7 protein-coding genes are annotated in these 12662 nt (G+C 38.1%); 5 read left to right on the top strand and 2 right to left on the bottom strand.

What is annotated here, in order from left to right; all coding sequences use genetic code 11:
* From HNP38_RS08420 to HNP38_RS08405, 4 genes are all read left to right on the top strand, one after another.
* A partial coding sequence (locus tag HNP38_RS08420; protein WP_184187468.1) for a T9SS type A sorting domain-containing protein occupies nucleotides 1-279 on the top strand: 279 nt, incomplete at its 5' end.
* A 12-nt stretch (nucleotides 280-291) separates the two neighbouring features.
* The gene (locus HNP38_RS08415; RefSeq protein WP_184187464.1) at nucleotides 292-3390 is read left to right on the top strand and encodes a hypothetical protein; all 3099 of its coding nucleotides are present in this window, start codon (nucleotides 292-294) and stop codon (nucleotides 3388-3390) included.
* Between the two features lie 12 nt (nucleotides 3391-3402).
* Nucleotides 3403-4374, top strand: coding sequence for a hypothetical protein (locus HNP38_RS08410; RefSeq protein ID WP_184187461.1), 972 nt, complete (start codon nucleotides 3403-3405; stop codon nucleotides 4372-4374).
* A 10-nt stretch (nucleotides 4375-4384) separates the two neighbouring features.
* The gene (locus tag HNP38_RS08405) at nucleotides 4385-7897 is read left to right on the top strand and encodes a DUF6443 domain-containing protein (protein ID WP_184187459.1); all 3513 of its coding nucleotides are present in this window, start codon (nucleotides 4385-4387) and stop codon (nucleotides 7895-7897) included.
* A gap of 1024 nt (nucleotides 7898-8921) precedes the next feature.
* Here HNP38_RS08405 and HNP38_RS08400 read toward each other — a convergent pair.
* Together HNP38_RS08400 and ccoN are read right to left on the bottom strand one after the other, a co-directional pair.
* Complete coding sequence (locus tag HNP38_RS08400; protein ID WP_184187456.1) at nucleotides 8922-9809, bottom strand: c-type cytochrome; 888 nt, start codon at nucleotides 9807-9809, stop codon at nucleotides 8922-8924.
* A gap of 18 nt (nucleotides 9810-9827) precedes the next feature.
* On the bottom strand, nucleotides 9828-12107 hold the full coding sequence (gene ccoN, locus HNP38_RS08395; protein WP_184187453.1) for a cytochrome-c oxidase, cbb3-type subunit I: 2280 nt from the start codon (nucleotides 12105-12107) through the stop codon (nucleotides 9828-9830).
* Nucleotides 12108-12302: 195 nt separating this feature from the next.
* On the opposite strand from ccoN, the gene HNP38_RS08390 reads away from it, so the two are divergent.
* Nucleotides 12303-12599: a helix-turn-helix domain-containing protein gene (locus tag HNP38_RS08390; protein ID WP_184187450.1), complete on the top strand. Its 297-nt coding sequence runs from the start codon at nucleotides 12303-12305 to the stop codon at nucleotides 12597-12599.
* Nucleotides 12600-12662 lie beyond the last annotated feature (63 nt).

Raw genomic sequence — 12662 nt, 5'->3', positions numbered from 1 at the left:
GTTAAGCTTGGAGACAGTCAGGTAGATCAATTGATTGAGAAACAGGAGATCAGGGTTTATCCCAACCCTGTACAGGATTACACCTACGTAGAAATCGGATATGAATTCAAGGAAGCGGATATATTGTTGTATGATATGAGTGGTAAACTCCTTCAACAAACCAGGACCAAGAACAAAGTAACCAGGATTAACACTCAAACATTAATCCAGGGAGCCTATCTGGTGAGCATCAAGACCGATACCAACCAATCAGTAAGTGCTAAGATTATTAAAAAGTAAAAACACAGAATAATGAAGAAACGAATGAATATAAATAATAAAATAACAGCATTCTTATTTTTTATATTAGCTGCTCCATTCTATTTTGGACAGACTAATATACCTGTCATAAAATCACCTCAAACCTATACTATCGAAAAATTTGGGAACATCCCGGTTAGTTTAAACACGGGAAGTGTTGCTTATGATGTTGATCTTTTTAGCTATGGGGATCTTTATGATGGCAATAACTATAATATAGGATTGCGGTATTATGGAACAGGATTTATACCTGCAAAAAAATCCAACTATGTTGGATTAGACTGGTCATTAGACATCGGTGGATCAATCAGCAGGGAAGTAAGAGGACTTCCCGATGATTTTTTTTCAGATTGGCCCCAATCATCAAATAAGTTATATGGACATTTAGAAGGGGTTAAAACATCCAATAAAACAAATAGTGACATCTATAATCAAAATTATAATATGCTCTCTAATGGAAATGGAGGAATAGGTATTAAAACAGGAGCCGATAGCTTTGAAATCGAACCGGATAAGTTTAATTTTAATTTTATGGGAAACAATGGATATTTCTTTATTGGAAATGATATGAAGCCCATTATTATTTCAGATAATAAAAATCTGAAAATTGATATTTCACAACTGTCTTCCAAGCAGCCTCTTCATCCGGTATTAACAAATGGTTCTAAATGTTTGACTAAACCCACTACAATAATAATCACAGATGAAAAAGGAATAAAGTATTATTTCGGAGGAAACTATGAAAATCTGGAAATTTCTTATAATTTATTATCAGAAAATGTATCAGAAAATGGTTTTACGATTACCTCCTGGAATTTATTCAAAATCGAATATCCTAATTCTAATATTTTAGAAATCAAATATCGTATTGCTGTGCCAAATACAGCTGACAGGAATTTTTGCAGATCTAATACTGGCAGCATTATGAATTTACAAGAACCTTTCTTATTAATGTTTGATCATAATGTTGTTTTTAAACAAGAAATTAATAGTACAAATAGTAATTATAATACCAGTAGCGGTAATTTATTATATGACGGAACCATTTATTGGGGAAATACCAGTTCGTCTTCCAATTCGGCTACAACAAGCTATTCAGCTACTAAAAAAAGCCTTCCCAGTTCAGTTCTCTTAAACGGTAAAACAATAGTAACATTTGATTTTGAGAGATATGATAAATATTTGACTTCTACAATTCCCTCTCTGAAACTGGAAAGTATTTCTTTTTATAATACCGCAGGAACAAAGGTTATTAAAGAAATTAATTTAGATTATTATCGTTACAAAGATTATTTTTTTCTGGACAAAATAAGAATGTTTAGAAAAGAACCCCTGTCGCTGGATTTTTTACAGGAATATAATTTTGATTATTATAATAAAAATACACTGCCTGATGAAAATACCGGGTTAATTGACTATTGGGGGTATTACAACAATAGGCCCAGAATGAATATGATTCCTAATTTTACGTTGAATAAAAATACGGGTGATTATACCATTACGGATAATACAAGAGATCCAGAACCTGCATTATGTTCGATGGCACTTCTTAAGACAATAATTTATCCCACCAAAGGAAAAAGTGAGTTTATTTATGAGCCTCATAAATACAATGATAAAATTGACAGAAATTCTGCCTCACAGTTTAAAAATATACTGGTACCGTATGAAGGGTCTGTAGGTGGAGGACGTATTAGTAAAATTATTAACTATTCTAATGACGGTAGCCAAATAGGAACCAAAGAATATAAATATATCAGTAATTACTCTCCATCTGGACCTAATATTAAATCAAGTGGAATTTTATCCAATTATTATCGTAATTTAATCTATGTAAAAACGCAAACTTCTTCTAGTACTTATGAAGAATTAAATGCCTATTCGGATAACTTTATCGAAACTGCTATGAATTCATTTCCCGTTCAATATTCTGAAGTTACAGAAATTGAAAATAATAAAGGATTCACAAAATATTATTTCACAGATTATAAAATGTATCCGGATAGCCCCGAATATAAATCAGTTGACAATAATTTGAGTGGTATTAATGTTAACTATTATCCGGCTAATATTGGAAATATAAACCTTCCGTATCGTTCAAATAATTATAAAAGAGGAAAATTATATAAGCAGGAAATATATGATCAGGATTTCACGAAATTGAAATCCTCAAATACTGAATTTATAGATATATCAGAGATTATTCCAACTAATTTTGTCACTTATGTGGCAGATAGATTAAGAACAAAATACTTCTTTAAGTTATTTGGCGGTTCATTCTCACCAAGCAAAACTATCAAAGATGATATTTTGAATAATAATTTAATAACATCCAAATCAGAATATTTTTACCAATCTGGTAACGGTTTAAATCTATCAAAGCTTAAAAATACAGATACTGATGGAAAAATTATAGAGACCACCTATCAATATGCCCATGAAAAAGGCAACCAGTTGATGATTGATAAGAACATGATCGGTATTCCGATGGAAACATTGACTACACAAACTATTGGAAGTACTACCAAAACCTTATCAAAAGTGGAAACGGTTTATCCTACATCCCTTCCTACTGTCACCACAGGAGGCTTGGTATTACCGACCTCTGTAATCTCCTATGACCTTCAAAACACCACCGCTTCTTCCACGGAAGTCATGTATGATAAATATGATAGTAAGGGTAACGTACAGCAGTACACGATGAAAGACGGGGTCGTTATAACGATTATCTGGGGCTATGATCAAACCCAGCCCATTGCTAAGATAGAGGGAGCTAAATTATCCGATATTCAGCAATCGCTCATAGATAGTATTGTCAGTACATCCAATACCGATGCCTCCCAGGGAACAAACAGCTCCGAGCAGGCCTTAGTTGCTGCTTTAGATGCATTCAGAAGCAATTCCACACTATCCGGCTATCAGATTACTACTTACACCTATGATCCACTTATCGGGGTAAAAAGCATCACCCCTCCATCAGGATTAAGGGAAGTATATATTTATGATATATTCAACAGACTCAAAGAGATCAGAGAAAACAGCCTTACCGGAAATATATTAAAAGAATTCAAATACAATTATAAACAATAAAAAATACAGATCATGAAGAAAATAACAATTTTACTCAGCATTCTATCAGCCTATTTTATTTCTGCACAGCTCTATACACCGGGTAATGCAGTCAATGCTACGACTACTCCTTTATCCAATAATGTAGGTATAGGAACCTATTCTCCCAACTCAACATTAGAAGTAGGAAATTCAAACGGAGCCAAACTGACCATTTCAACCAATGGCGGCAGTGCCATGTCAGCAAGCCCTCTTTATCCTATGCTGGAATTCGCCGGATACCTCAATTCCCCTAAAGCAAGAATATATTCCAGCGAAGAGTCCGGCAATACCAACGGCTCAAAATTCTCCATTGCCGTTAATGACGGAGCAGGCAGTACAAGCATTATTGAAAGATTTACCATTCTCAAGAACGGGAATACAGGAATAGGTGTTGCCACTCCGGCTTATACACTTGATGTTGCCGGTAATGCCCAGTTTCAGGATATTATAAGCGGTGGCTCCAACGCATGGATTTTCCAGACCCCTGATGATGGCAGTAAAACCCTTCGTCTGGCCTATGGCGGTGCAGGCGGTGCATGGGAATGGGGAAAAGCATTTGTTTTGTCAGGAGATACAGGAAACGCGTCCCTTCAGGGCAAGTTTGAGGCAAAAGAAGTCAAGGTGACCCATACCCCTACAGCAGATTTCGTATTTGAAGAAGATTACAATCTGCCCAAATTAGAAGATATAGAAAAACACATTAAGCAGAAAAAACACCTTCCGGAAATAGCCTCCGCAAAACAAATGGAAAAAGAAGGCGTGAACATAGGAGAATTTCAGATCCAGCTGTTACAAAAAATAGAAGAGCTTACCCTATACACCATAGAACAAAACAAGCAGTTAAAGAACCAGCAGGAAAGAATACAGCAGTTAGAAAAAGAAAACAAAGAGATCAAAAATCAGCACTCCGAAATCGAACAGCTCAAAAAGCTTATTTTAAAAGAAAAACATACTGCAAATTAATTTTAATATCATGGATAAAAAAATATATCTAAGCATATTATTGGTTTGGAGTATCCATCATTATGGGCAGATCGTCCTTAACTCCCCTCCTGCAGCTAATACCGAAGTATCAGATCCCCAAAGCATCCGTTTGCTTCCGGGTTTCAGCTTCAATTCTGCCAATGGAGGCTTTAGGGCTTATCTGGGAACTTCCACCACAGGAAACAATCCCTATACTCCCATCAGTGTCAACTACTCGACCAGTATAGCCAATACAGAGAACTATATCTATACAAGAGAATATCTGGTTCCCACCACCACCTCAGACGGCAGCCTTCAGCAGATACAGAATGTGCAGTTTTTTGATGGCCTGGGAAGACCAAAACAGTCAGTCAGCATTAAATCTACCCCATCCGGGAAAGACTTGGTGACCCATATTCCTTATGACGGATTTGGCAGACAGGCAGACAATTGGCTTCCTGTTCCCATGACCTCTCAGAACGGGAACATTCAGGGTGGTGTAGAAAATAGTGCCAATACCTATTACCAGTCCAATGGGATCAATGATTCCTATCCATATTCCCATAAAAACCTGGAAAACTCTCCCCTTGACAGGCTTCTGGGCCAGACAAACCCGGGAACAGACTGGCAGGGCAAACCCGTTGTATACGGATACGATGCCAATGCAGCGGGGGAAGTGAAAAAGTATATCACCACAACCATATGGGAGAGCGGAGCTACCAAATCCAATGTAAGCACAACAGGAAATTATGCAGCCGGCCAGCTCTATAAAAACTCTGTAAAAGATGAAGACGGTAATGAAAGCATAGAATTTAAGAACGGAAAAGGACAAACCATCCTGGTAAGAAAAATATTAAATCCCACTGAAAACGTTGATACCTATTACATCTATAATGAATATGATCAGCTGGCCTTTGTCATTCCTCCAAAAGCTTCAGTTACCTCAATATCTTCGACCCTGCTTGATAACCTTTGCTATCAATACAGGTATGACGGAAAAAATAGGCTGGTGGAGAAAAAACTTCCCGGAAAAGGCTGGGTGCAGATGGTCTACAATAAAAAAGACCAGATCATCCTTTCCCGTGATGCCAACCTTAAAAACGGGATCCCCAATTATATAGACAATGAAGCCTGGATCTTTACCAAATATGACCCGTTCGGAAGAGTAGTATATACAGGGATCTCACGGGATGCAGCATCAAGGCAGAGCATACAGAATCAGGTAGATAACCTGCCTGTAAACAATTCCTATGAAACACGGGGCGGAAGCCTGACCCTTAGCGGAATGACCATTGAATACAGCAATACCTCTTACCCCACAGCTCTTTCAAAACTTCTGAGCGTCAATTATTATGATACCTACCCACAGGGGTCGCCGGTCATACCCGCACAGGTACAGGGTCAGAATGTATTGTCACAGGACTCCCAGAATTCCCCGATCAGTACCAAAAGCCTGGCAACCGCTTCCTATGTGAAAAATATCGAAGACGACAGCTGGACGAAAAGCTATACCTGGTATGATACCAGAGGAAGAGCAGTTGGTGCCCATTCAATTAACCATTTAGGAGGCTATACTAAAACAGAAAGCTCCCTGAAGTTTTCAGGGAACCCCGATCATACCTATACTTATCATAAGAGAAGTGCTAACGATCCCGAAGTAAGCATTAAAGAAACCTTTGAGTATGACCATCAGGAAAGAGTGGTAAGACAATGGCATCAGGTCAATGGCGGAACTCAGGAGCTTTTGGCAGAAAACTTGTACAATGATCTGGGACAGCTCCAGACCAAGAATGTAGGAAATACCTCCGCCAGTCCGCTGCAAAGTGTAAAATACGCTTATAATATCAGAGGCTGGCTTACAAAAATAAATGACCCCGTTAACCTGGTGAATAAGCTCTTTGCCTACGAACTGAAATATAACAACCCTAATAGCCAATACAGCGGTACCGCTAAGTACAACGGAAATATATCCCAGGTATCCTGGACCTCCCAAACCGATGCCGTGTTAAGGAATTATTCCTATCAATACGATCCACTGAACAGGTTGAAAGAAGGCCGTTTCTGGGATGCCATGAATCTGGACAGAGGAGAATACTATGAGCAATTAACCTATGATCTGAACGGGAATATCAAGACCCTGCTCAGAAGAGGAAAACAGCTTCCGGGCTATACCGCCCCTGAAGTTATGGATGATCTGGAGTATTTCTATGGAAACAGTGAGCAGAGCAACATCTTATCCTACCTTAAAGAAAAAGGGACAGGGAATGCCTTGAGCGGATACCCACTGGCCTCAGGAATTACGGGAACAGCCATAGGCTATGATCTCAACGGAAATATGACCACCCAGCCGGATAAAGGAATTTCCATTACCTACAACTATCTGAATTTACCTAAGCAGGTTACAGCTTTACAGGGAAATACCACCTATACCTACAGGGCAGACGGCGTTAAGGTTAGAAAGATCTTAGGCTCTAAGACCACAGACTATTTAGGAGGCTTCCAGTATGAGAATAATGTACTAAAATTCATTCCGACAGCAGAAGGGTATTATAATTTTGAAAATAATAAGTATATTTACAATTATACAGACCATTTAGGAAATGTAAGGCTGAGCTATATGGGTGGTAGCTCGGGAACAGAGATCATTGAAGAGAATAATTATTATCCATTTGGGTTGAAGCATGAGGGATACAACCAACTTGCGGGGAATCCAGCATATCAGTATAAATATCAAGGGCAGGAATTACAGGAGACAGGCTGGTACAGTTTTAAATGGAGGAATTATATGCCTGATGTTGGAAGGTTTTTTAACATAGATCCACTTTCAGAAAAATATGAAGATTATACTCCATATCAATTTTCATCTAATCAACCTGTTCATGGAAGAGAAATAGAGGGGCTTGAAAATGCAAATGATTTAAATAAAAAGCAAGACGCTAGGTTAAGAGCTGTTTCTGATAAAAAAGTTCAAAACTATGCTGCAGAAGCAAAGAAAAACTTCAGTAATGTTTTTAATCATACGTTTTCGATTAAACCAAAACTTGGAGCTTTGGGAGGAGATGTGGGATTTACTTTGGGCCCACTAAAAGGGCATTTAGGAGGAGCTGTTGCTAAAGTTGAAGGATCTGTAAGTGTAAAAAAGCCCTCTGCTAACATTAAAGCTGAAGGATTAGCTGTAGAAGGATCTTTAGGACTAAAAAAGGCTAAAGTGGAGGGGAGTGCAGCCGCAATTTCACTGGAAGGAGAAGCAACTATTAAGGATGGTAAGCCTGCTTTTAATGGTAGTGCTGAAGGAGGGAAAGTTGAAGGAAAGATTACAAGCGGAGATATTTCTTTGGATTTATCAGATTTTAAAATAGGAGGTGAAATAAAAATATTCAAAGCAGTTCACGTAGGTGTGGAAATAAATGCAGGAGAAGCTATACAAGGGGCTGTAAATACTGCGGGAATGGTTGGGACATTTGTTCAAAACTATATTCAGGAGAAAATTAACGACGTAAAAGACAAGATAAAAAATAAATAAAAAATGAAACTAAATAACTTGAACCTAAATGTAAAAGAAATAGTAAATATTGTTAAAGGTTCTACTATTGGAATTTTAATACCCATGTTTATTATTGGCTTTATTTTTAATGCTTTAGGATGGACATCTTCTACGCTAAATGATGAAAAGGTTACTGGGTTAAAATCATTATTTGTATTTATTATTACATTTCCTTTGTATATTATATTGTTTTTTATAATACAATTTTGTTATATATATTTGGGCTTGAAAATATACAATTTTGTAATAAAATTGTTTAGAAAATAATGCCTTTACACATTGATGTGAATGTCTTCCTTTGTGTACAATAGATAAAAAGCCTCATATTTTGTGAGGTTTTTATATTTACAGAGTGGACGCGTTTTTTTTAAAGAAGTTTTTAAATCTTTGGCAGTGAATATTTTTTTTCATGAGTTGGAAATAGTTTGCTTGTTTTTATTTTCGAGTTGTTGTATCAGTCTGGTCTGTTCGAGTTCGGTTTTGTCTTCCAAAACAATTTTTTACGAATTAATTCCCTGCCATCTTTTTGAATGTCTTTGACTCTTCTCATACAACTTCGCATCACTCCATTTCGCATGACTGCAAGAAGGGATTCTATACCCTTTTTTATAAGTATAAACCTTTGTGAATTCCACATTGAAAAATACCAGTATAATGAAATAATTGATATAGATCATAATTGAGACAGTGGTTCTTGCAGCTTTACAAGGAGAAGGAGGTATTTAAATTTCTGCCGTAGATTGATCAAGTAAATAGTGTTATAGATACATTTAAAAAACGAATTTAAAAGTTATCCGTTCCAAATACAAAAATCCCGCTTTGGCTGTCTATTATGGAATTTTTAATAAAGTCAAGTGAATAGTTGATGAAAACAGCCAAAGTCCGGATTTATTTTTTGTACACAAACCTCCTTTATTGATCATTTTTCTGTATAAAAAGGTTTTGCAAAAAATGAAAATTTCAAATATTAGTCAATTTTTTAAAGGAAGCATAATATGGTCTATTATTCAGTTACACTTTCCCATTGTATGGGCTTCCCTTGTGGAGCTGCACCTCCTTTAGCTTGTGTAACAGGAACGATTTCCTGATTGATGTGATACACATAGGCTGCAATTTTCTCAGCATCCCTTCCCGTTATTGTTCCTTCCTTAATAAAAGGCCTCATCGTTGGGTTGTTGGGAGAGCCGTTTTCAAGCATCCAAAAAACATTTTTAAACAGGCTTTTTTCTTTGATGTTGATCCAGTACCCGTCCGTAAGATTGGGTCCGATGCCTCCTTTTCCTCCTTCTGCGTGACAGGTCACACAGTTAGTTTTGAAGAGTTGCTCTCCTTCTGCAATGTTATCGGCACTGTACTTTGCATTTTCCAGATCAATGGCAGGCGAATTCTTTTCAAATTCGGCTATGGAAGCCAGCATGGCTTTGGTTTCTGCCTCATATTCCGAGTCCGGATGGGCATAATCTGTGAATGCAAAAGCAATCATGTATACAGTACAGAATATACAACCGAACCAGAATAAGCCGATCCACCATTTCGGAAGAGAATTGTCAAGCTCGGTAATCCCATCAAAACCGTGATCGATGATAAGATCCTTTTCTTCAGTTGCAGGCTGCTTCTTAAAGGCAGAATTCCAGAGTTTCTGAAAATAAGGGACTTTTTTCTCCTCTAGGTATTGCTTTTTCTCATCATTTGTGAGCCTGTGGAAATTTTCATTTTCGACCAGGTCCCCGATGGAGTTCATGATGAGAAGCAATATCGTGGTAATTAATAATAATACCCAGAAGTAGGGAGAAGAGAAATAATTTCCATCCTGACTGAACATTTCAAATGCCATGATGGTCAGGCCTATGGTGACGATAATGTATACTGAAACCGGGGTTCTCGTTTTCATTTCATTTTGATTAAATGGTTATTCTGCGCTGGCAGTTTGGATGTTGGTTGTTTTGATATCTGTGCCCAGTCTTTGCAGGTAGGCGATCATTGCTACAATTTCTCTTTGTTCCAGTGGGACAAATGAATATCCTTTAACTGCTTTTTCTTTTTCCATCTGTTCTTTCACATCAGTGGCCTCTGCGTAAATTCTTTTCACAATAGCTCCGGATTGGCCGTTTGCCCATTGGTCCGCAGAGTCTATTTCAGCTTTGGTATATGGTACGTCAAATGAATTTTTCATCAGTTTCATTTTATCTGTCATTTTAGTACGGTCCAGCTTATTGGTGATCAGCCACGGAAAACGGGGCATGATGGAACCTGCAGAAGTAATCCTTGGATTGTACATATGCTTGAAGTGCCATGAATCCGGATTTCTGCCACCTTCTCTTTGTAAATCCGGCCCCGTTCTCTTAGATCCCCATAAAAATGGCCTGTCATATACAAACTCTCCGGCTTTTGAATACTGCCCGTTTTTACCCTCGAACCGTACTACTTCATCCCGGAAAGGTCTTATCATCTGGGAGTGGCAGGAATTACAGCCTTCACGGATATAAAGGTCTCTACCTTCCAATTCTAAAGGAGTATATGGTTTTACTGCTGTTATCTGTGGAAGATTGCTTTTTACCATAAGGGTGGGGATGATTTCCACAAGTCCTCCAATTGAAACAATTACGAAAGCCAGAATGGAAAGCAGTTTTGGAGTTCTTTCCAGCCAGAGATGTATGCCTTCCCCTTCTTTACGCTGGTTGCTGATATTAGCCAATGCAGGAGCTTCTGCGGGAACTTCCTTCTGGAATGAACCGGCCTTCACTGTTTTGTAAACATTGATCACCATTAAGATAGCTCCCGAAAGATAGAATAACCCTCCAAGGAATCTCATTTTGAAATAAGGAAGAATGGCGGTTACCGTATCCAGCCAGTTTTTCCATACCAGGGTTCCGTCCGGATTGAACTGCTTCCACATTAACCCCTGAGTGAATCCTGAAATATACATCGGAACAGCATAGAAGATGATCCCCAAAGTACCTAACCAGAAATGCCAGTTAGCTAATTTTACAGACCAAAGTTTAGTTCTCCACATCACGGGGATCAGATAATACACAATTCCGAACGCCATGAAACCATTCCATCCGAGAGCACCAATGTGTACATGCCCTATTACCCAATCGGTATAATGTCCGATCTTATTTAAAGATTTTGTTGCTAAAAGCGGTCCTTCAAATGTCGCCATGCCATAGCAGGTAACAGCCACTACGAAGAACTTTAAGATAGGATTTTCCCTTACTTTATCCCAGGCTCCCCTTAAAGTAAGAAGACCGTTTAGCATTCCTCCCCATGACGGAGCGATAAGCATGATCGAGAACCCTGTTCCAACTGCTTGAGCCCATGCAGGAAGCGAGGTATACTGAAGGTGGTGAGGACCAGCCCAAAGATATACGAAGATAAGCGACCAGAAGTGAATGATGGACAGTTTATAGGAGAATACCGGTCTGTCAGCAGCTTTCGGTAAGAAATAATACATCAAACCTAATACTGGTGTTGTTAATACGAAAGCTACTGCATTGTGTCCATACCACCATTGTACGATGGCATCTTTCACTCCTGCATATACAGAGTATGATTTCCATCCTGTGAAGGATAGGGGAACCTCAAGGTTATTGAAGATATGAAGCATTGCCACGGCGATCCAGGTTCCGATATAGAACCAGATGGCCACATACAGGTGTCTTACCCTTCTTTTGGCAATGGTGAGGAACATATTGATCCCGAAGATGATCCATGAGAATGCGATTAAGATATCGATTGGCCATTCATGCTCAGCATATTCCTTAGAAGTATTGATACCCATTAAGAATGTGATCACCACACTTATGATCATGATCTGCCATGTCCAGAAATGAAGCCAGGATAAGGTATCGCTGTACATTCTTGTTTTTAATAACCTTTGCATACTGTAATAAGCACCACAGAAGAATGAATTACATACAAAAGCGAAGATCACGGCACTCGTATGCAGCATCCTTATTCTCCCGAATCCCATCGCTCCCTGTGTATTGATAAGCCCCTGAATATTACCGCTTCTTAAACTCTGAATAGTAGTATCATCTGTTCCGAATAAGAACTCAGGAAGTTCAGGATAGAAAAGCATTAATGCCGCAGTGAGGCCCAAAAGAAACCCTATAAGCCCGAATATGATAGTAGCATACAAGAATGCTCTGACAATGGTATTGTCATAATTAAATTTTTGCGTCTCCATAATCCAATTGTGTTGTACGGATGACATTTGCCTTTCTTTTGATCCTGCCTTATGAATAATGTTCTAAGGCATAATCCGGTTATGAAACAAATATCATGTAATGTGTATAATCTTATGCCAAAGGTATTTATTAACTTTGTTAGAGGCTAGTAGATATCCTTCTAAACTATACCGAAAACTACTAAAACCAATATTATGAAAGTGTGTGGCCAAAATATCAGAAAAATCAGAAGAAGCAGGGATCTTACACAGGAGTATATGGCTTTTGAAATGGGAATCTCTCAAAAAGCTTATTCTGATATTGAGAACTCTAAGGTGAAGATCAGCCTGGAAACATTGAAGAAAATTTCTGATATTCTGGATGTGAAGCCTTCAGATATTTGCGGCATTGCCCATCAGTGCTCTGCAGATAACTATGAAGGAAAATACCATGAACTTATCAGCTATATGAAACAGAATAATATACCGATTCCGGATAATTATTTGGAGTGAATTTGCATGATGATATCCGGTAGCTATCAAGATTACAATTTCTGAAGAATTCATCAATTCTTT

The sequence above is a fragment of the Chryseobacterium defluvii genome (genome assembly GCF_014204415.1).
In the GTDB taxonomy this organism is placed as follows: Bacteria; Bacteroidota; Bacteroidia; order Flavobacteriales; family Weeksellaceae; genus Chryseobacterium; species Chryseobacterium defluvii_A.
This window is presented reverse-complemented; position numbering and strand designations above follow the sequence as displayed.

Coding starts and splice junctions, on each gene's coding strand:
- HNP38_RS08415 (WP_184187464.1), top strand. CDS start 292: ATGAAGAAACGAATGAATATAAATAATAAAATAACAGCATTCTTATTT.
- HNP38_RS08410 (WP_184187461.1), top strand. CDS start 3,403: ATGAAGAAAATAACAATTTTACTCAGCATTCTATCAGCCTATTTTATT.
- HNP38_RS08405 (WP_184187459.1), top strand. CDS start 4,385: ATGGATAAAAAAATATATCTAAGCATATTATTGGTTTGGAGTATCCAT.
- HNP38_RS08400 (WP_184187456.1), bottom strand. CDS start 9,809: ATGAAAACGAGAACCCCGGTTTCAGTATACATTATCGTCACCATAGGC.
- ccoN (WP_184187453.1), bottom strand. CDS start 12,107: ATGGAGACGCAAAAATTTAATTATGACAATACCATTGTCAGAGCATTC.
- HNP38_RS08390 (WP_184187450.1), top strand. CDS start 12,303: ATGAAAGTGTGTGGCCAAAATATCAGAAAAATCAGAAGAAGCAGGGAT.